This window comes from Pseudonocardia sp. CA-107938, from assembly GCF_050936315.1.
In the GTDB taxonomy this organism is placed as follows: Bacteria; Actinomycetota; Actinomycetes; order Mycobacteriales; family Pseudonocardiaceae; genus Pseudonocardia.
On record NZ_JBNJNA010000001.1, the window covers coordinates 6,419,822 to 6,439,418 of the forward strand.

Annotated in this window: 20 protein-coding genes; 12 read left to right on the forward strand and 8 right to left on the reverse strand. The window is 73.3% G+C overall.

Annotated features, from left to right (window positions below; all coding sequences use genetic code 11):
• Nucleotides 1-16: 16 nt before the first annotated feature.
• The 3 genes from ACQEVB_RS31735 (at nt 17) to ACQEVB_RS31745 (ending at nt 2,832) form a co-directional block, all read left to right on the forward strand.
• The gene (locus ACQEVB_RS31735; RefSeq protein ID WP_432979467.1) at nt 17-493 is read left to right on the forward strand and encodes a hypothetical protein; all 477 of its coding nucleotides are present in this window, start codon (nt 17-19) and stop codon (nt 491-493) included.
• A gap of 73 nt (nt 494-566) precedes the next feature.
• The gene (locus tag ACQEVB_RS31740; RefSeq protein WP_432979470.1) at nt 567-2,492 is read left to right on the forward strand and encodes a gamma-glutamyltransferase family protein; all 1,926 of its coding nucleotides are present in this window, start codon (nt 567-569) and stop codon (nt 2,490-2,492) included.
• Between the two features lie 79 nt (nt 2,493-2,571).
• A complete protein-coding gene (locus ACQEVB_RS31745) occupies nt 2,572-2,832 on the forward strand; it encodes a hypothetical protein (RefSeq protein ID WP_432979473.1) in 261 nt (86 codons plus the stop codon).
• On the opposite strand, the gene ACQEVB_RS31750 is transcribed toward ACQEVB_RS31745, so the two are convergent.
• Nucleotides 2,804-3,187 (reverse strand): DUF5313 family protein, encoded by a 384-nt coding sequence (locus ACQEVB_RS31750; RefSeq protein ID WP_432979475.1) that lies wholly within the window; start codon nt 3,185-3,187, stop codon nt 2,804-2,806. The two genes, ACQEVB_RS31745 and ACQEVB_RS31750, sit on opposite strands and share 29 nt — an antisense overlap.
• Before the next feature lie 81 nt (nt 3,188-3,268).
• Between ACQEVB_RS31750 and ACQEVB_RS31755 the strand changes: the two genes are divergently transcribed.
• Nucleotides 3,269-3,496 carry a hypothetical protein gene (locus ACQEVB_RS31755; protein WP_432979478.1) on the forward strand — a complete coding sequence of 76 codons (228 nt, stop codon included), beginning with the start codon at nt 3,269-3,271 and terminating at the stop codon, nt 3,494-3,496.
• Nucleotides 3,493-4,146 carry an HAD family hydrolase gene (locus ACQEVB_RS31760; RefSeq protein WP_432979481.1) on the forward strand — a complete coding sequence of 218 codons (654 nt, stop codon included), beginning with the start codon at nt 3,493-3,495 and terminating at the stop codon, nt 4,144-4,146. Before ACQEVB_RS31755 ends, ACQEVB_RS31760 begins: the two co-directional genes overlap by 4 nt.
• A 52-nt stretch (nt 4,147-4,198) precedes the next feature.
• Here ACQEVB_RS31760 and nrfD read toward each other — a convergent pair whose 3' ends face one another.
• From nrfD to ACQEVB_RS31785, 5 genes are read right to left on the reverse strand one after another with little or no spacing between them, the layout of a single operon-like run.
• Nucleotides 4,199-5,203 carry an NrfD/PsrC family molybdoenzyme membrane anchor subunit gene (gene nrfD / locus ACQEVB_RS31765; RefSeq protein WP_432980686.1) on the reverse strand — a complete coding sequence of 335 codons (1,005 nt, stop codon included), beginning with the start codon at nt 5,201-5,203 and terminating at the stop codon, nt 4,199-4,201.
• A 56-nt stretch (nt 5,204-5,259) separates the two neighbouring features.
• A complete protein-coding gene (locus ACQEVB_RS31770) occupies nt 5,260-6,039 on the reverse strand; it encodes a 4Fe-4S dicluster domain-containing protein (RefSeq protein ID WP_432980689.1) in 780 nt (259 codons plus the stop codon).
• 11 nt (nt 6,040-6,050) lie between these two features.
• Nucleotides 6,051-9,314, reverse strand: a complete 3,264-nt coding sequence (fdh, locus tag ACQEVB_RS31775) for a formate dehydrogenase (protein ID WP_432979484.1) — start codon at nt 9,312-9,314, stop codon at nt 6,051-6,053.
• Complete coding sequence (mptB, locus tag ACQEVB_RS31780; RefSeq protein ID WP_432979487.1) at nt 9,269-10,762, reverse strand: polyprenol phosphomannose-dependent alpha 1,6 mannosyltransferase MptB; 1,494 nt, start codon at nt 10,760-10,762, stop codon at nt 9,269-9,271. The genes fdh and mptB overlap by 46 nt, the downstream gene beginning before the upstream one ends.
• 50 nt (nt 10,763-10,812) lie before the next feature.
• The gene (locus tag ACQEVB_RS31785) at nt 10,813-11,364 is read right to left on the reverse strand and encodes a hypothetical protein (protein ID WP_432979490.1); all 552 of its coding nucleotides are present in this window, start codon (nt 11,362-11,364) and stop codon (nt 10,813-10,815) included.
• A gap of 106 nt (nt 11,365-11,470) precedes the next feature.
• Between ACQEVB_RS31785 and ACQEVB_RS31790 the strand changes: the two genes are divergently transcribed.
• The gene (locus ACQEVB_RS31790) at nt 11,471-11,974 is read left to right on the forward strand and encodes a DUF6328 family protein (protein ID WP_432979492.1); all 504 of its coding nucleotides are present in this window, start codon (nt 11,471-11,473) and stop codon (nt 11,972-11,974) included.
• Nucleotides 11,975-11,981: 7 nt separating this feature from the next.
• Here the strand turns inward: ACQEVB_RS31790 and ACQEVB_RS31795 are convergent, their stop codons facing one another.
• Nucleotides 11,982-12,647, reverse strand: a complete 666-nt coding sequence (locus tag ACQEVB_RS31795) for a GAF and ANTAR domain-containing protein (RefSeq protein WP_432979495.1) — start codon at nt 12,645-12,647, stop codon at nt 11,982-11,984.
• 71 nt (nt 12,648-12,718) lie between these two features.
• Nucleotides 12,719-13,486, reverse strand: a complete 768-nt coding sequence (locus tag ACQEVB_RS31800; protein ID WP_432979498.1) for an SDR family NAD(P)-dependent oxidoreductase — start codon at nt 13,484-13,486, stop codon at nt 12,719-12,721.
• A gap of 115 nt (nt 13,487-13,601) precedes the next feature.
• Here ACQEVB_RS31800 and ACQEVB_RS31805 point away from each other — a divergent pair, with 115 nt between their 5' ends.
• Genes ACQEVB_RS31805 through ACQEVB_RS31830 form a run of 6 tightly spaced genes read left to right on the forward strand, consistent with a single transcriptional unit; the run spans nt 13,602 to nt 19,595 of the window.
• Entirely contained in the window at nt 13,602-14,882 is a 1,281-nt protein-coding gene (locus tag ACQEVB_RS31805) for an enolase C-terminal domain-like protein (protein WP_432979501.1), read from the forward strand.
• A 5-nt stretch (nt 14,883-14,887) separates the two neighbouring features.
• Nucleotides 14,888-15,832 (forward strand): aldo/keto reductase, encoded by a 945-nt coding sequence (locus tag ACQEVB_RS31810; protein ID WP_432979504.1) that lies wholly within the window; start codon nt 14,888-14,890, stop codon nt 15,830-15,832.
• Nucleotides 15,829-16,668: an amidohydrolase family protein gene (locus tag ACQEVB_RS31815; RefSeq protein WP_432979507.1), complete on the forward strand. Its 840-nt coding sequence runs from the start codon at nt 15,829-15,831 to the stop codon at nt 16,666-16,668. The genes ACQEVB_RS31810 and ACQEVB_RS31815 overlap by 4 nt, the downstream gene beginning before the upstream one ends.
• Nucleotides 16,662-17,066: an RbsD/FucU family protein gene (locus ACQEVB_RS31820; RefSeq protein WP_432979510.1), complete on the forward strand. Its 405-nt coding sequence runs from the start codon at nt 16,662-16,664 to the stop codon at nt 17,064-17,066. Before ACQEVB_RS31815 ends, ACQEVB_RS31820 begins: the two co-directional genes overlap by 7 nt.
• Nucleotides 17,059-18,600, forward strand: coding sequence for a sugar ABC transporter ATP-binding protein (locus ACQEVB_RS31825; protein WP_432979512.1), 1,542 nt, complete (start codon nt 17,059-17,061; stop codon nt 18,598-18,600). Before ACQEVB_RS31820 ends, ACQEVB_RS31825 begins: the two co-directional genes overlap by 8 nt.
• Entirely contained in the window at nt 18,597-19,595 is a 999-nt protein-coding gene (locus ACQEVB_RS31830) for an ABC transporter permease (protein WP_432979515.1), read from the forward strand. Before ACQEVB_RS31825 ends, ACQEVB_RS31830 begins: the two co-directional genes overlap by 4 nt.
• The last annotated feature ends 2 nt before the right edge of the window (nt 19,596-19,597 follow it).

The window sequence follows — 19,597 nt, forward strand, 5'->3', positions numbered from 1 at the left end:
TCGACGATGGCACACCATGGACACCGCCCCGCTCCGCGCCGCCTACCGCGCATTCCTCGACGCGGCGGCCGCCGTGGCCGACGCCGACCCTGCACCGCCGCCCGGTGAGTGGAACGCCGACCAGGTCCTCGCCCACGTCTCGATCATCGCGGCCACCACGATCGCCACGGCCGCCGCCGTCGCGGCCGGCGTGCCCACCACGTACGACAACCGCATCTCGCACGACGGCTGGACGCTCGGCCACGTCGCGACGGTCGCCGGCGGCTCCGCGGGCATGCGCGACCGCATCGCCCGCCAGAGCGAGGCGCTCGCGACGTTCGACGCAGCCGGGCTGAGCGACGTCGAGCTCGACACGATGGTGCCCACGCGCCTGATCTCCCAGGGCGCGGTGCTGGTCGACGGACCGGTGTCGCTGCGCGACATCCTCACCGGGCTGGCCGAGACGGAGGTGCCGGGGCACACCGCACAGCTGCTCGCCCTGCTCGGGAAGTAGGCCGGTCTGCGACGTACGGAGGAACGGGGGGCCTCCGGTTGCCAGCTCCGGCGCGGCGGTGTGCAGTGGCCGGATGACCGCCCGCCGGCCGAAGGTCCTGCTCGCCGTCCTCCTGCTCGCGTCCTTCCTCGTCGCGTGCTCGGCGCCGACAGCGCCGACGACCCCGTCCGACGGCCCGTGCACCGCGTCGGCGGCGACCGGTCCGGGCGGCCGGTCGCCGGGCGGTGGGGTGCCCGGCGCGCCGGAGATCGCCACCGGCTACCGGTCGGGCATGACGACGGTGCACACCCGCACGTACGCGGTCGTCACCGCGAACCCGCTGGCGTCGCAGGCCGCGTGCGAGGTGCTCGCCGCCGGCGGGACGGCCGTCGATGCCGCCATCGCCGGGCAGCTCGTGCTGGGGCTGGTCGAGCCGCAGTCGTCCGGCGTCGGCGGGGGCGGGTTCCTCCTGAGCTACGACGCCGCGAGCGGGCGCATCCAGTCCTACGACGGCCGCGAGACCGCGCCGGCCGCCGCGGACGGCAACTACCTCAACCGCGTGTCCGCGTCCGACACGACGCCGCCGAAGCCGAGCGCGCGGGCCAGCGGCCGCTCCATCGGCGTGCCCGGCGTCATGCGGATGCTGGAGCTCGCGCATCGTGACCACGGCCGCACGGCGTGGCGCGACCTGTTCACCTCGGCCACGACGCTGGCGCGGGACGGCTTCACGGTGAGCCCGCGGCTGGCCGCGTCGATCGCCGCGGAGCACGACGGGCTCGCCGCGGACCCGGCGACCCGCGGCTACTTCCTCCACCCGGACGGCTCACCGATCACGGCCGGCGAGACCCTGCGCAACCCGGCGCTGGCCGACACCTACGCCGCGCTCGCCGAGCGCGGCGCCGACGCGCTGCACACCGGCCCGATCGCGCAGGCGATCCTCGCCGCGGCCGCCGACACCACCGGCGGGCGTACCCCGAGCCTGCTGACCGGGGCCGACCTGGCCGGCTACCGGCCCGTCGAGCGCAAGGCGGCCTGCGGCCCGTACCGCGAGCTGCAGGTGTGCAGCATGGCGCCGCCGTCGTCGGGCGGCATCATCGTGCTGGCCACCCTCGGCATCCTCGCCCGCGTCCACATCGACGCGGAGAAGCCGGAACCTGCCGGACCGGACGGGGCGGTGCCGACACCGCGGGCGGTGCACCTGATCGCCGAGGCCGAGCGGCTCGCCTACGCCGACCGCGACCGCTACGTCGCCGACACCGACTTCGTCCCGCTGCCCGGCGGGACACCGGAGTCGAAGCTGCTGGACGGCACCTACCTCGACGGGCGGGCCGCGATGGTCAAGCCGCAGGGCAGCCTCGGCAAGGCGCCGGCCGGGGACCTCGGCGCGGTGCCGGTCGGCAACGGCCCGGAGGGGCCCGAGCACGGCACCAGCCATCTCTCGATCGTCGACTCGTACGGCAACGCCGTCTCGTTCACGACCTCGGTGGAGTCGGCGTTCGGCGCGTACCACATGGCAGGCGGATTCGTGCTGAACAACCAGCTGACCGACTTCGCCGCCCAACCCCTCGACGACAAGGGCGTCCCCGTCGCGAACCGGGTGCAGCCGGGCAAGCGCCCGCGCAGCTCGATGGCACCGACGATCGTGACCACCACCGGCACCAAGCCGGAGCTGCGCTACGTCACCGGGTCGCCCGGCGGCAGCCAGATCCCGCAGTTCGTCGTCAAAACGCTGGTGAACGCGCTGGACTGGGGCCAGGACCCGCAGGCCGCGGTGTCGGCACCGGACGTCGGCGCGACCAACTCACCCGTCACCGGCGTCGGCGGCGAGCACCCCGACATCGGCGAGGCGGCCGACGGCGCGAACGACGCGCTGGTCACGGGGCTGCGCGCGCTCGGGCACCAGGTGTCGGTGGCCGCGCAGTCCAGCGGCCTGTCCCTGCTCGAGCGCACCCCCGACGGGTGGGCGGGGGGCGCCGACCCGCGGCGGGAAGGGGTCGTGCTCGGGGATCGGAACCCGTAGCGGAAACCACGTTTAACGCTGCCGGTTCGGGGTATCGGACCGGCAGCGCGCGCCCGGACGTGCGCCCGAGAGGACGCCCATGATCGCGACGCACCTGGCCCCGTTCATCGCCTGGTTGGCGACCCGCGAACCCGACGCGGAGCTGCGGCGCCGCTACCGCGAGCACGTCCAGTCGTACCTGTCGTTCGCAGCCGCGCACGGCGGCCCGTCGGAGCGGAACCACCTGGCGTGGGACGCGACCCTCCCCCAGCTGGACTGGCTGCGCGCCGAACGGGCGACGGCGATCTCCCGCTTCGTCGAGCACTGCACGATCATCGAGCGGACACGGATCCCGACCTGAGCCGGCGCAGCGCCCGTCGCAGCCGGCTGCGGCGCGACCGGATCCGCGTGGCGTAACCCTCGGGATAGCCGGCCTTGATGGCCCGGTGCTCGGTGGCGGCCTCGACGAAGACCGTCGAGTAGAGCAGGCCGATCACCGCCCCCATCGTGATCGCCGAGATCCGCAGGGTCGCGTTGCCGGGCAGGAACACGGCGAGCAGCACCGCGGCCGGGACGATCTGCACGACCGCGCGGACAACGTGCCGCAGCAGCCACGTGCCGGTCGTGACGTCGTGCAGCACCCAGCGGCGCATCCCCGCCGGCAGTCCGGCGCCGAACGCGTAGAGGACCCACCGGAACGGGCCCGGTCGCTGCATGCCGTCGGTGTTCCCCGGACCGGGGTGGTGAAACCCGCGGCGGGCTGGGTACCCCACCTGCGACCCGAGGAGGATCTTGCGATGTTCGACCGCCTGCGCGCTCTGTTCGGCCGGCCCCGTCCGGTGGAGGACGTCTCGCCCGACGCGCACACCGCCCGCACCCGCGAGACCGGGGGCGCCGACCGTGACGACACCGACAGCGCCGCCACCACCGGCACCGGCCGCACCGAGGAGTACGTGGGCCGCGTCGCCGGGCAGGACGAGGGTTTCGCCGGGGAGACCGGGGCGGAGGCGCGGGAGCAGCGATGACGCGCGCGGACACCGCCGTCGTCGACATCGACGGCACGCTCGTCGACACCAACTACCAGCACGCGCTGGCCTGGTTCCGCGCGTTCCGGCGGTTCGACGTGACGCTGCCGGTGTGGCGGCTGCACCGCGCCATCGGCATGGGCGGTGACCAGCTGGTGCCCGCGGTGGCCGGCGACCGCTTCGAGGACGAGCACGGCGACGAGGCCCGCGCCGCGTGGAAGGACGAGTTCGAACCGCTGCTGCCGGAGATCCAGCCGTTCGGCGGAGTCCGGGAACTGCTGACGGCGTTCCGCGACGCCGGCCTGAAGGTGGTGTTGGCGAGCTCCGGCGCCCCCGAGCACGTCGACGCCTACCTGGACCTGTTCGACGGCCGCGAGCTCGCCGACGCCTGGACGACCAGCGAGGACGTCGACCGCACCAAACCGGACCCCGACCTGATCTCCGTGGCGCTGGAACGCGTCGACGGCAACGTCGGCATCGTGATCGGCGACTCGGTCTGGGACTTCCGCGCCGCCGGCCGGGCCGGCCAGGCGGGCTACGCGATCCGCACGGGCGGCTTCTCGGAGGGCGAGCTGCGCGAGTCCGGCGCCCGCGACGTCTTCGACTCCCTGCCGGAGCTGGACCAGGCCCTGGACCGCCTCCTGAGCTGAGGCCGGGGTACGCGACGAGAACGACGTTGTGGTGATCAAATCGCCCTGTTGATCACCGTAACGTCGTTCTCGACGCGCGGGTGCGCTGCGGGACCACCGTGTACCGGGGGTCGCGGACCGATTCGACGCCGCCGTGGAAGATGCCCCACCGCGTGCACGCCGACGCCGCCACGAGCGCGGCACCCGACAGCGCCGACGCCACGCGGCCGCGCCCGAGGAGCGCACCGGCCGCGCCACCGACGGCCAGCACCTGCGACGCGCGGATCCAGCGCCCGCCCGGCCCGCTCCGGTACGGCTCGGCGGTCAGCCCCATGCGCCGCTGCATCAGCTCGAACGCGCCCAGCTCCGTGACGACGCCGATCGCGGCCAGCGCCCGCGCCGGCGCCTGCTCGTCCGAAGGCGCCGTGACCAGCGCGAAGCCGCCCGCAGCCGTCGCTGCCGAACCGACGAACACGTACGGCAGCTCGCGGTGGGCGTCGTGCCAGGCCGGGACGGCCGTGTCGGCGAACAGCGCCGCCGTGTACGCGGCGACGGCCGGGCCGAGCAGGGCGGCCCCGGCGGTCGCGGCCGCGCCGACCTTCGGCAACCTGCCGGTGACCGCGGTGGCGGCAGCCACCCCGGCCGCCGGCCCGTACGCCGACAGCAGCCACGACCCCATGCTCATCGGCGACGTCGGCTTCACCACGCGCAGCATGTTGAGGAACCGCTCCGGCCGGCCGAGGTCGTGCACCAGCGCGACGGCCGACAGCCCGATCGCGCCCAGCGCCGTCACCTTCGCCGAGCGCGCGAGACCCGGCCGGCCGGTGACCTGCGCGCCGGCCCCGAGAACCGACGACGCGCCGGCGAGGCCGCCGAGGAACAGGTAGCCGGCGATGTCGCGGGCCTGCCACCGCGGCGGGTTGAGGACCGGTCGGCCGTAGTAGGAGGTGAACTCGGCGTCCGGCACCACGGCCCGCTCCCCGCTGCGCCGGGGCTGGGCGGCGGCCGGGTCGGGGGCATGACGTTGATCATGGGCAAAACGTCGTTGCACAAGATCATGTAGCAACGTTCTGCCCATGATCAACGGCGTTCGCCGCACCGCATCTCGGCCCGACCGCGCCTCGGACGCCTCCCTCATCCCCGCCCCCGCGTGCTGACGAAGGCCGCCACCGCGGCCCCGAGCAGTGTCAACGCTGCTCCGCCGACATGCCGCCACATGGCCGGCAGGTCCCGCGTCGTGACGACGGGGTCGGGCGGCAGCCCGTACACCTCCGGCTCGTCGAGCAGCAGGAAGAACGCGCCGGCGCCGCCGACCCCGTCGCCCGGGTCCCGGCCGTACAGCTGCGCCTCCTCGACGCCGGCGTCCTGCAGCTGAGCCAGCCGGGCGTCGGCGCGCTCCCGAAGCTCGTCCAGCTCGCCGAACTGGATGGAGTCGGTGGGGCACGCCTTGGCGCACGCCGGCTCCATGCCGGCACCCAGCCGGTCGTAGCACATGGTGCACTTGAACGCGCGCCCGTCGTCCTTGCGCTGGTCGATCACCCCGTACGGGCAGGCCGGGATGCAGTAGCCGCAGCCGTTGCACACGTCCGCCTGCACGACGACCGTCTCGAACTCGGTGCGGAACAGCGCGCCGGTCGGGCAGACGTCGAGGCAGGCGGCGTGCGTGCAGTGCTTGCACACGTCCGATGCCATGAGCCAGCGGAAGTCACCGGAACCGGCGCTCGCGAGCACGTCCTGCTGCTCCACGAACGCGACGTGCCGCCACGTGTTCGCACCCAGCGTCTCGGTCGCGTCCAGGGAGGTCCCGGTGAACCCGCCGTCGGGGAAGTCCGCCGGGATCGCGTTCCACTCCTTGCACGCCACCTCGCAGGCCTTGCAGCCGATGCACACCGACGTGTCGGTGAAGAACCCCATGCGTGCCACCGTCAGCCTCCTGACCGGTCGTGCGGGTCGAGCCCGGTGTCCGCGGTGATGCCCGCGCGCCGCCGGTAGGACGAGACGAACTCCAGCAGCGCCGGTCCCCGCGGTCGACGTCCGGCGACGATGTCGCAGGCGAACGCCTTGGCCTCCATGATGTGGACGTTCGGGTCCATGACGAGGCTGGTCAGCTCGTTGGCGGCGTCGCCGGTGACCAGCCCGTTCGGCCCCCAGTGGTACGGCAGCCCCACCTGGTGCAGCTCCCGCCCGCGCACCCGCAGCACCGGCACCCGCTCGGTGACGAGCACCCGCGCCTCGATCGCGCCGCGCGCCGTCACGACGGTCGCCCAGCCACCGTTGGTCAGCCCGCGCTCACGCGCCAGGGCCGGCGACACCTCGCAGAACATCGACGGCGCCAGCTCCGACAGGTACGGCGACCAGCGGCTCATCCCGCCCGCGGTGTGGTGCTCGGCGATCCGGTAGGTCGACGCCGCGTACGGGAAGACGGCCGAACCGGGCTCGGCGCCGCTGGGCTGGAACCGGTCGTCCGGGTGCACGACGGGCGCGACCTGCCGGGTCGGGTTGCGCTGCCGGCCGTGGACGGGGTTGGCGACGGGCGAGTCCTGCGGCTCGAAGTGCACCGGCAGCGGCCCGTCGACCAGGCCGGCGGGCGCGAACAGCCACGCCTTGCCGTCGGACTGCATGATGAACGCGTCGGTGCCGGCGAGCGCGGCCGGACCGGTGGCGTCGTCGGCCGGGCTGTGGTCCGGCGCCAGCTCCGGCGGGAAGTCGGGCACGTCGTGCCCGGTCCACCTCCCCTCGCCGGCGTCCCACCACACGTACGCCTTGCGCTCGCTCCACGGCGTGCCGTCCGGGGCCGCCGACGCGCGGTTGTAGAGGATCCGCCGGTTCGCCGGCCACGCCCACCCCCACTCCGGCGCCACCCAGCTCTGCTCGGCGCCGGGCTTGCGCCGCGCCGCCTGGTTGACGCCGTCGGCGTACACCCCGCAGTAGATCCAGCACCCGCTCGACGTCGAGCCGTCGGCCTTCAGCTGCGTGTAGGCCGAGACCGGCTCGCCGTCGGCGTAGCCGTTGATCTCGGCGAGCACCGCCTCCGCCGACGGCTCGTCCAGCGGGCCGTGCGTCGGGTAGTCCCAGGTCACGTCGTGGACGGGCGCGTCCATCTCGTCGGTGGACCCCGCCAGCTTCTCCCGGATGATCCGGCCGAGGTGGTAGGTGAACCACAGGTCGCTGCGGATGTCGCCGGCCGGTTCGACGGCGGCGTGGTGCCACTGCAGCATGCGCTGGGTGTTGGTGAAGCTGCCGTCCTTCTCGGTGTGCGCGGCGGCGGGCAGGAAGAACACCTCGGTGCCGATGTCCTCGGTCCGCAGCTCCCCCGTCTCGATCTCCGGCCCGTCCTTCCACCAGGTGGCCGACTCGATCAACGAGAAGTCCCGCACGACCAGCCAGTCCAGCTTCGCCATGCCGAGCCGCTGCATCTTCGCGTTGGCCGAGCCGACGGCCGGGTTCTCGCCGAGCACCAGGTAGCCGGAGCACTCGCCGTCGAGCATCGCCATCACCGTCTCGAACGAGCTGTGGCTGCCGGTGAGGCGCGGAAGGTGGTCGAAGCAGTAGTCGTTCTCCGCCGTCGCGGCGTCCCCGAAGTACGACTTGAGCAGGCTGACCAGGTACGACTCCAGCTCCGCCCAGAACCCCTTCTCGCCCTTCTCGGCGGCGACGTACGACGCGAGGTCCGGCGCGGACTCCGCGTGCGGCATCGGCAGGTAACCGGGCAGCAGGTCGAACAGCGTCGGGATGTCGGTGCTGCCCTGGATGCTCGCGTGCCCGCGCAGCGCCAGGATGCCGCCGCCGGGCCGCCCGATGTTGCCCAGCAGCGCCTGCAGGATCGACGCCGTGCGGATGTACTGCACGCCGACGGTGTGGTGGGTCCAGCCCACCGAGTACACGAACGCCGACGTGCGCTCCGGAGTCGAGTTCTCCTCCAGCAGCTCGCACACCCGCAGGAACGTCGCGACGGGCACGCCGCACGTCTCCTCGACCAGCTCCGGGGTGTACCGGGCGAAGTGCCGCTTGAGGATCTGGAACACGCAGCGCGGGTGCTGCAGCGTCTCGTCGCGGGCGAAGTCGCCGCTGACCGCCGGCCCGCCGGAGCCGTGCGCCTCGCCGCGCGCCGCCTCCTTGACGTCGGTGTCGACGTCGGGATCCGGGTCGTGTTCCCGCTGCCCCGACGCCGCCGCGACCGTGCCGCCCGCGTACTGCCACGAGGTGATGTCGTAGTGGCCGGTGCCGGGGTCGAAGCCGGAGAACACGCCGTCCTCGTCGACCTCGCGGAAGCCCTCCCCCACGATCGTCGCCGCGTTCGTGTAGGCGACGACGTAGTCGTGGAACCACGCGTCGTTCTGCAGGACGTGGTTGACGATCCCGGCGAGGAACGCGATGTCACTGCCCGGACGCAGCGGCACGTGCAGGTCGGCGAGCGCGCTGGTGCGGGTGAACCGCGGGTCGACGTGGATCACCGTCGCGCCACGGGCCTTCGCCTCGACCACCCACTGGAACCCGACGGGATGGCACTCGGCCATGTTCGAGCCCTCGATGACGATGCAGTCGGAGTTCTGCAGGTCCTGCAGGAACGTCGTGGCGCCGCCGCGACCGAAGGAGGTCCCCAGACCGGGAACCGTGGCGGAGTGTCAAATACGGGCCTGGTTCTCGATCTGGATCGCCCCGAGCGCCGTGAACAGCTTCTTGATGAGGTAGTTCTCCTCGTTGTCCAGCGTCGCCCCGCCGAGCCCCGCGAACCCGAGCGTGCGCCGCACCCGCCGGCCCTCGTGCTCCCACTGCCAGCCCTTGCGGCGGCTCTCGATCATCCGGTCGGCGATCATGTCCATCGCAGTGTCGAGGTCGAGGTCTTCCCACTCGGTGCCGTGCGGGCGGCGGTACCGGACCTTGTCCACTCGCGTCGGTCCCGTCGTCAGCTGCAGGCTGGACGAGCCGCGCGGGCAGAGCCGGCCGCGCGAGACGGGCGAGTCGGGGTCGCCCTCGATGTGCACCACCCGCTCGTCCTCGACGTACACGTTCTGGCCGCAGCCGACCGCGCAGAACGGGCACACCGACTTCACCACCCGGTCGGCGGTGGCGGTGCGCGGGGCCAGCCGGTCGGTCGGCCCGCTGCGCGCGGCGGCGCCGCGGCCGCTGGGATCGTCCCCGGTCAGCTGGCGGACGACCGGCCACGAGTCGAGCCACTTGCGCACCATGGCGGCGGCGTACCCGGTGCAGGAGAGAGCAAACCGGGGCGCACCAGCAGGACCACCGCGGCGGCGACGGGGACCGCGACCAGCGGGTGCATCGCCGTGAACTCCCACCAGTCCCCCGGTGGCACGTCCAGCAGCGCGACGACGGCGGCGCCGGCGAGCAGGCGCGGCGTCCAGCGCGGCCAGCGACCCGCGGCGGCGAGCGGCAGCAGGGCCCAGAGCAGGTACCACGGCTGGACGACCGGCCCGCACACGATCACCACGCCGAACCCGACCGCGGTGCCGGACAGGGCGTCGAGCCGGCCGGCGACCGTTGCCAGCAGCAGCCCGGCCAGCACCACCGCGGCCACGACGAGCGCCGTCCCGCGGGTCACGGCCAACACGCCGTCGAGCGGGGCGCCGGTCAGGTGCGCCGCCCCGAACCCGATCATGGACGGCGGCGACAGCCAGGTCACGACGGTGGCCGGCACGTCCAGCGCGCCGATCCAGGTCCAGCCCGTGCCACCGACCTGCCAGGCGAACAGCCCCGCAGCGCCGGCCGCGACCGTGCCCGCCACCGCGGCCGTGGACGCACCGGTGACGACGACGTCCCGTACCCGCCCGCCCCGCTTCCCCGCCTCCTGCGCGGCGACGAACCCGAGCACCAGCAGCGCGGGCAGCTTCACCATCCCGGCCAGGGCGATCAGCACGACACCGGCGACGCGCAGCGGTCCCGCGCGTGCGGCCAGCTCCAGGCCGGCCAGCACCAGACCGAGCATGAGCGCGTCGTGGTGCACGCCGCTGACCAGGTGGAACAGCACCAGTGGATGGGCGGCACCCAGCACGATCGCCCGACCGGGATCGACGCCGTGGCGGGCGGCCAGTCGGGGCAGCGCCCAGATGATCGCCGCCAGCCCCCCGAGCGCCACTGCCCGGTGCACCAGCACGCCGGCCACGGGGTCCGTTCCCGTCAGCGCCGCAACGGCCTGCTGGACGAGCGACGCGACCGGCCCGTACGGGGAGGGAGCGGCGCGCCACAGCTGGGAGACGGCGAGCACCGACGGCGCGTCCGGACCGAGCGCGGCGGCCGGGCTCCACACCGCCGGATCCAACCCGCGGGCGGCCATCGTGCCCTGGGCGAGGGCGGCGTACACGTCGCGGGAGAACAGCGGCGGCGCGAGCGCGAGCGGGGCGGCCCAGACGCCGACGAGCCGGAGCGCGGCGCCCGCCGGCACCTCCCCGCTCCTGACCAGCTGCGTCGCGTCCCACCAGCCGATCACCATCAGCAGCGCGCCCGCGTAGACGAGCGCCAGCGCGACCGTGGACAGCAGGCCGGGAACGGGCCCGGCGGGCAGCGCGCCGGCCCCGAACGCGCCCGCCGCGGCGGCGAGCGACCCCGCCAGCCCGGTGCGGCGGGCCGCGCGCGTCGGGTCGGGCCGGCGCTGCTGCACCGCCACCACGTCGAGGGCCACGGAGGACCGTCTACCCCGGACCGGCGGCCGTGACGCCTCCCTGAGCGGGCTCAGTGCACCTCGACCGGGTGCTCGGGCACGGTCTCGGCGGCGGGTTCGGCCCGCCGGGCGCCCGGCCGGCGCAGCAGTCCGCCCAGCAGCCCGCCGAGCGCGGCCAGCACCAGGCCGGCCAGCAGCGCCCAGAACGTCGCCCACAGCGAGGTGGGAACGGCCTGGCCGTTGGCCGGTCCGCCGAGGATCGCGCCACCCGCGCCCAGGTTGGCCGCGGGGTTCACCCCGGCCGGCACCACGGTCACGGTCGTCAGCACGAAGAGGAGCCCCCACGCCGTCACCCCGTTCGCGACGCCGGCGGCCGGGGTGTGCACGCCGGCGAGGTTGCCGGCCACCAGGCCGGCGACGAACAGCGCGGCCGCCGCGGAGCCGACGAGGAACCAGGACAGGTTCACGGTCACGGCGGTGCTGCCGTCCGCCGCGGCGGCCAACCACAGGATGGTGAGCAGCTGGTGGAGGCCGAGGCCGATCACCGCGCCGGCGACGACCGGTCCCCAGCGGACGGTATCGGCCGGCCAGGAGCGCAGGGACCGGGGCTGGGTGTCGGTCATCGAGTTCCTTCCGACGGAGACATGGTCGCGAGGGAGGTACCCGTCCGCGCCGGAGCTACCCGGAACGTGAGGTGTGACATCGCCCGATCGGGGTACGCGTGCAGCCATGACGGCGACCCTGCAGGACGACTCGTGGAACGCGATGCACCGCGCGGAGTCGGCCATGCAACGGGCCGACCGCAACTTCGCCGAGCTCCTGCAGGAGCTGCGCGTCCTGATCACGAGCGTGCAGATCCTGTTCGGCTTCCTGCTGACCGCGGCGGTCAGCGGCGCGGTGCACCGCCTCGACGACGTGCAGCACGTCCTCTACGTGATCGCGATCGTCGCGGCGACGGCGGCGTCGATGCTGCTGGTGGCGCCGGTCGCCGCGCACCGGCTGCTGTTCCGCCGGGGCCGGAAGGTGGAGCTCGTGCACCTGACCCAGCGGGCCGCCCTCGCCGGCACGACCGGGCTCGGCATCACGTCCTGCGCGGGGTTCGTGCTGGTGCTCGACCTCGCGGTCGGCCGCTCGATCGCGCTGGCACTCGGCGGCGGGCTGCTGGTCGGCACGGTGCTGCTCTGGCTGATCGTCCCGCTGCGGCTGCGCCGCCGGGACGGCGACGCGGGGTAGCCCGTCGTCAGCGTCGCCGCGGCAGGTCGCCGATGCGGATGACCTGCTCGGCGATGTCGCGGACCTTGACGTTGTGGTCCTGCGAGAACCGCGACATCCGGGTGAACGCGGCCTGCTCGGTGAGGTTCTGGCGGCACATCAGCACGCCCACCGCGAGGCCGATGCGGCGCGAGTTGTGCAGGGCGAGCTGCATCGCCTCGTCCCGGCGGGCGGTGGCGACGGCGATCGCGCAGTGCGAGGCCACGATCCAGCCGGCCCGCTCGGACTGCTCGGTGAACGCGCCCGGCGTCGTGGCGTAGAGGTTGAGCGCGCCGAGGTTGTCGCGGTCCGTGGCGTGCAGCAGGAACCCGAGCACCGCCCCGACGCCCAACCCCTCGACGCGCTGGGCCAGGTCCGGCCACACGCTCCGGTCGCGGGTGTCGTCGAGTCGGTACACCTGCTCCCGCTTCCGCATCGCGTCGAGGCACGGGCCTTCGTGCGTCTCCCCCTGCGCGTGATCGGCCGCCACCGCCAGCTCGTCCGTGGCGGCCAGCGTCCGTACGCCGTCACCGCTCAGCACCATCACGCTCGCCGCCACGCACCCGTCGACGAGCTCCGCCGCGTGGGCGACCACGCGATCGAGCGTCGCGCGGTGCGTGGGCTGGTCGAGCAGGTCCCGGGCGACGTCGGCCATGGTCGTCGCGAATCGCTCCCATCGATCCACAGTGGTGAGTACCCCGGTCCGCGCCGTTCACACCGGGGTGATCAGCTCTGGCGCGGGCGCAGCCGCAGATCCTGCATGCCGCCGTCGACGCTGATGGCGGTGCCGGTGGTGGAGCGCGAGCGCGGGTCGGCCAGGTAGGCGATCGCGTCGGCGATCTCGTCGGCGGAGACGAGCCGGCCGTGCGGCTGGCGTGCCTCCAACGCGGCCCGCTCGGCGACGGGGTCGTCGGCCTTCGCGAGGAGGCGGCCGATCCACGGGGTGTCGGCGGTGCCGGGGTGCACGCAGTTGACGCGGATGCCCTCGGCCAGGTGGTCGGCGGCCATCGCCCGGGTCAGCGACAGCACGGCGCCCTTGGTCGCGCTGTACAGGGCGCGCTGCTGCAGCCCGGCCGTCGCCGCGATCGAGGCTGTGTTGACGATGGCGGCGCTGGGCGAGCGGCGCAGCGCCGGCAGCGCCGCCCGGCTCGTGCGCACCATGCCCAGCACGTTGACGTCGAACACGCGGTGCCACTCCTCGTCGGAGTTGTCCTCGACGGTGCCCTGCGCGCCGATCCCCGCGTTGTTCACGAGCACGTCCAGCCGGCCCCACTCCTGCAGCACCCGGTCGATCGCGGCGCGCACGCCGGCGTCGTCGGTGACGTCGACGGCGACGCCGAGGATCGTCCCGGGCTCCCCCTTCGGCGCGTTCGACGGGTCGAGGTCGAGCACCGCGACCCGCGCACCGTCGGCCGCGAGCCTGCGGACCACCGCCGCTCCGATACCCGACGCGCCCCCCGTCACGACCGCGACGAGGTCCGAGAACGCACCCATGAGACCCTCCTTAGACATCTGATGTCTCAGCGCAATCACGCTACCGTCGGACAGATTGACGGTAGATAGATCCGATGTCTACCGTGTGCGCGCACTCACCGAAGGGGGTACCCACGTGGCCGTGATCACGGCTCTGGAGACCGCGGACGTCCGGTTCCCGACCTCGCTGGCCCTGGACGGGTCGGACGCGATGAACCCCGATCCGGACTACTCGGCAGCCTACGTCCGCGTGCGCACCGACGCGGACGACGACCTGGTGGGGCACGGTTTCGTGTTCACCATCGGGCGCGGCAACGACGTCCAGGTCGCGGCCATCGAGGCGCTCGCCGGCCACCTGGTCGGCCAGGAGGTCGAGCCACTGCTCGCCGACATGGGCGGCACCTGGCGCTCCCTCGTGCACGACTCGCAGCTGCGCTGGCTGGGGCCCGAGAAGGGCGTCATGCACATGGCGATCGGCGCGGCGGTGAACGCGCTGTGGGACCTGAAGGCCAAGCGCGCCGGCCGCCCGCTGTGGCAGCTGCTCGCCGCGCTGTCGCCGGAGGAGATCGTCGATCTCGTCGACTTCCGGTACCTGACCGACGCCCTCACCCGCGAGGAGGCGCTCGACCTGCTCACCGCCGCCGAGCCCGGCCGGGCCGAGCGGGAGAAGCAGCTCCTCGAGTCCGGCTACCCGGCCTACACGACCACCCCGGGCTGGCTCGGCTACGACGACGCCAAGCTGGAGCGGCTCTGCCACGAGGCGGTCGAGGCCGGTTTCACGCAGATCAAGCTGAAGGTCGGCGGCGACCTCGCCGACGACGTGCGCCGCCTGGGCATCGCGCGTCGCGCGGTCGGCCCGGACATCCGCATCGCCGTCGACGCCAACCAGCGCTGGGACGTCGGCGACGCGATCAACTGGATCCGCGAGCTGACCCGCTTCGGTCTGGCCTGGGTCGAGGAGCCCACCAGCCCCGACGACGTGCTGGGCCACGCCGCGATCTCCCGGGCGATCGCCCCGGTGCCGGTCGCGACGGGCGAGCACATGGCCAACCGCGTGCTCGCCAAGCAGTTCCTCCAGCAGCGCGCCCTTCAGGTGCTGCAGATCGACGCCACCCGGGTGGCCGGGGTCAACGAGAACATCGCGATGCTGCTGCTCGCCGCCAAGTTCGGCGTGCCGGTGTGCCCGCACGCGGGCGGCGTCGGCCTGTGCGAGGCGGTGCAGCACCTGGCGATGTTCGACTTCGTCGCCGTCAGCGGCACGATCGACGGCCGGATGATCGAGTTCGTCGACCACCTGCACGAGCACTTCACCACCCCGGTCGTCATCGAGGACGGTCGCTACGTCGCACCGACCGCGCCCGGCGCGGGCACCGAGATGCTGGCGGAGTCGATCTCGGCCCACACGTTCGGCGGCTGATGCCCATGATCGGCACCGACCGGCTCGCCATGGGCTGCGCGAACGTGGGCAACCTGTGGCAGGCGATCACCGACGACGAGGCCGCCGCGCTCCTCGCTTCGGCGTGGGACGCGGGGATCCGCTGGTTCGACACCGCCCCGCACTACGGGCTGGGCCTGTCCGAGCGCCGGCTCGGGCAGTTCCTGGCCGGGCGGCCGGACGCGGAGTTCGTCGTGTCGACGAAGGTCGGCAAGCTGCTGGTGCCGAGCCCGGAGACGGCCGGGCAGTGGGACGAGCAGGGCTTCGCCGTTCCGGCCGAGTGGCGCCGCGCCTGGGACTTCACCCGCGAGGGTGTCCGCGCGTCGCTCGCCGCATCGGCGGAACGGCTCGGGTGCCGGATCGAGGTGGCGCTGCTGCACGACCCCGACGAGCAGGAACCCGCCGCCGTCGGCCCGTCGATCACGTCCGGGATGGCGGCGCTGGCGGAGCTGCGCGAGGAGGGCGCGGTGGACCGGATCGGCATCGGTTCGAAGTCCACCGACGCCCTGCTCGCCGCCGTCCGCACCGGGCTCGCCGACGTCGTCATGATCGCGGGGCGGTACACCCTGCTGGAGCAGCCCGCCGCAGCGCGACTGCTGCCCGAGTGCGCGGACCGCGGGGTCGAGGTGCTGGTGGCGGGCGTGTTCAACTCGGGCCTGCTGGCCACCTCCGATCCCGGGCCGGACGCGCACTACGAGTACGGCGCCGTCCCGCCCGCCGTGCTGGAGAAGGCGCGCGAGCTCGCGGCGCGCTGCACCGCGCACGGCGTCGAGCTGCCCACTGCCGCGCTGCAGTTCCCGCTGCGGCACCCGGCGGTGCGGCGGATCGTGATCGCGGGCGCCGATGCCGCGCAGGTGCGGCAGAACGTCGCGCGTCTCGCGGAGCCCGTCCCGGACGAGCTGTGGGCCGAGCTCGCCGGGGTGCCCGCGTGAGCCCGACCGTCGACGCGCACCTGCACGTCTGGGACCTGACCCGCAGCGGCTACTCCTGGCTCACGCCCGCGTTGGGCCCGCTGCACGCGACGATCCCGCCCGAGCGCGCGGCGACCGAGCTCGCCGCCGTCGGCGTCGACGCGGCGGTGCTGGTGCAGGCCGACGACACCGTCGAGGACACGGCGTACCTGCTGGAGGTCGCGCAGCAGCACCCGTGGGTCGCCGGCGTCGTCGGGTGGGTGCAGCTGGACGACCCGGCTCAGGCCGCCGAGCACCTCGACCGCTTCCCCGGCCTGGCCGGCGTGCGCCACCTCGTGCACGACGACCCGCGCGACGGGTTCCTCGCCCTGCCGGAGGTGCGGGCGTCGCTGCGGCTGCTCGCCGAGCGCGGGATCCCGTTCGACGTGCCGGACGCGTGGCCGCGCCACCTCGCCGCCACGGCGGAGCTGGCGGGCGCGCTCCCGGAGCTGGTCGTCGTGCTCGACCACCTGGGCAAACCGCCGCACGGGCGCCCCGAGTTACCGGCCTGGCTGGCGGAGTGCACCGCGGTGGCGGCCCGGCCGAACACGGTTGCGAAGATCTCCGGGTTGCAGGTGCCCGGCACACCGACCACGGTCGAGCTGCTGCGTCCCGCGTGGGACGCGGCGCTGGAGCTGTTCGGGCCCGAACGGCTGATGTGGGGGAGCGACTGGCCGATGACCCTTCTCACCGAGGGCTACCGCGGCACCTGGGAGGTGCTGCGGACGCTGATCGACGAGCTGACCGCCGGCGAGCAGGCGGCCCTGCTCGGCGGCACTGCCACCCGCGTGTACCGGCTGGAGGTTCCGTCGTGCTGACCGGCATCGACCCGCTGCTCGTCGGCCCGCTGCTCGCGCACCTGGACGCGATGGGCCACTCCGACGCCGTCGTCCTCGCCGACGCGCACTTCCCCGCAGCCCGCGTCGCCACGCGGCTGCTGGAGCTGCCCGCCGTCGGGACGCCCGCGCTGCTGGCTGCGATCTGCACCGTGCTCCCCCTGGATGACGCGCCGGCGCTCGACCTCATGGACACCCCGGACCACACCCGGCTACCCGTCCAGGACGAGCTGATCGCGGCGACGGGCGGGGCCGAGCCGCGCATGCTCGACCGGTTCGCCTTCTACACCGAGGCGCAGGGCGCGTTCCTCGTGGTGCGCACCGGCGAGACCCGCACTTACGGCAACGCGCTCGTGCGGAAGGGGGTCGTGCATGCCTGAATCCAGCTCGGCGCTGCTGCTCGAGGCGCGCGGGGTGGCGAAGGGCTTCCCCGGCGTGCAGGCGCTGGCCGACATGCACCTCGACGTGCGCTACGGCGAGGTGCTCGCCGTCGTCGGGGAGAACGGCGCCGGCAAGTCGACGCTGATGAAGCTGCTGTCGGGCATCTACACCCCCGACTCCGGCGAGTTCTTCCTGGAAGGGCGGCCGCTGCAGGTCACGGGTCCGCGGGACGCGCTGGAGCAGGGCATCAGCATCATCCACCAGGAGTTCAACCTGATGCCCGACCTCACGGTCGCGGAGAACATCTTCATCGGACGCGAGCCGCGCGTGGGTGGCGTGTTCCTCTCCGACAGGGCACTGGAAGCCCGCGCCGCGGAGCTGCTGCAGCGGCTGCACCTGCCGCTGGATGCCGGCCGCGTCGTCGGCAGCCTCTCGGTCGCCCAGCAGCAGATGGTGGAGATCGCGAAGGCGCTCTCGTACGACGCCAAGCTGCTGATCATGGACGAGCCCACGGCCGCGCTGAACGACGCCGAGGTCGCCGTACTGCACGACCTGATCCGCAGGTTCGTCACGCCCACCACCGCCGTCGTCTACATCTCGCACCGGATGGACGAGCTGAAGCGGATCAGCGACCGGATCACCGTGATCCGCGACGGCCGCTACGTCGACACGCTCGACACCGCCACGTCCACCACGCAGGAGGTCGTCGCGCGGATGGTCGGCCGGGAGCTGGCGGCGCACGACTCGGGGCCGCGCGACGTGCGCGCCGACCGGCCCGTCGTGCTCTCCGTCGAGGGCCTCACCACCCGTGGCGACGCCACCCACACCGCGCTGCGCGGCGTCGGGCTGGAGGTGCGGGAGGGCGAGATCCTCGGCGTCGCCGGCCTGATGGGTGCCGGCCGCACCGAGCTGGCCCGCGCGATCGTCGGCGCCGACCCGACGACGGGTGGCTCGGTCAGCCTGCGGGGGAAGCCCGTGCACATCGGCAACCCGGCCGACGCGGCCCGCCTGGGCATCGGCTACCTGTCCGAGGACCGCAAGCACCTCGGCCTGCTGCTGGAGCAGGACGTCACGGCCAACGTGGCGCTCTCCACCGTGTCAGACCGGTTCGCCTCGTGGGGCTTCATCCGGCCGCGGGCGATGCGCGAGCGGGCGAAGGAGATGGTCGGCGCGCTGCGGATCCGCACGCCGTCGGTCGACCAGACCGTGCAGAACCTGTCGGGCGGCAACCAGCAGAAGGTCGTCATCGCCCGCTGGCTCGTCAAGGACTGCGACGTCCTGATCATCGACGAGCCCACCCGCGGCATCGACGTCGGTGCCAAGGAGGAGATCTACCGGCTCCTCGACCAGCTGGCCGCACAGGGCAAGTCGATCGTCATGATCTCCTCCGAGCTGCCGGAGGTCCTGCGCATGTCGCACCGCGTCGTCGTCATGAGCGAGGGCCGGGTGACGGGCGAGCTGACCGCCGACGAGGCCACCCAGGAGGCCGTCATGCACCTCGCGACGCTGCGAAGAGAGAAGGACCAGGAGTGAGCATCACGAAGGAGACCGAGCACGCCGGCGCGGCCACGGCCGTGACGTCCACGGTGCGTGCGCGGCTGCAGCAGTTCCTCGCGTTCGGCGGGCTGATCGTGATCTTCGCGTTCTTCTCGATCGTCGGCGAGAACTTCTTCAACTACGGCAACATCACCAACATCCTGTTCTCGACCGTGGTGATCGGGCTGCTCGCGCTCGGCACCACGTTCGTGATCATCACCGGTGGCATCGACCTCTCCATCGGCACCGGGATGGCGCTCTGCGCCGTGATGTCCGGGGTGTTCATCGTCAACCTGGGCGTCCCGATGCCGCTGGGGGTGCTCGGCGCGATCCTGTTCGGCGGGCTGATCGGGCTGATCAACGGCCTGTCGGTGGCCGTGCTCAAGCTCCCGCCGTTCATCGCGACCCTGGCGATGATGCTGGTGGCCCAGGGCCTGGCGCTCGTCGTGTCGCACAGCGCGCCGATCTACTTCAGCGACTCCCCCGCCTACATCGACCTGTCGATCGGCAGCATCATCCCCGGCGCGAACTTCCCGAACGCCGTGCTCGTGCTGGCGGTCGCCGCGGTCATCGCCGGGGTCGTCCTCAACCGCACGGTGCTGGGCCGCTACACCTACTCGATCGGCAGCAACGAGGAGGCCACGGCGCTGTCCGGCATCGACGTCCGGCGCTGGAAGATCGTGATCTACACGGTCGCCGGACTGTTCACCGGGCTGGCCGGAGTGATGATCTCCGCCCGGCTCGGATCCGCCCAGCCGGCCACCGGCATGGGTTACGAGCTGCAGGCCATCGCGGCCGTCGTGATCGGCGGAACCTCCCTCACCGGGGGCAAGGGTTCCATCGTCGGTACTGTCATCGGCGCACTGATCATCTCGGTCCTGAACAACGGCCTGCAGATCATGTCGATCCCCCAGGAATGGCAGAACGTCATCCTCGGGATCGTCATCCTGCTGGCCGTGTACGCCGACATGGCCCGCAAGCGCGCCGCCTGATC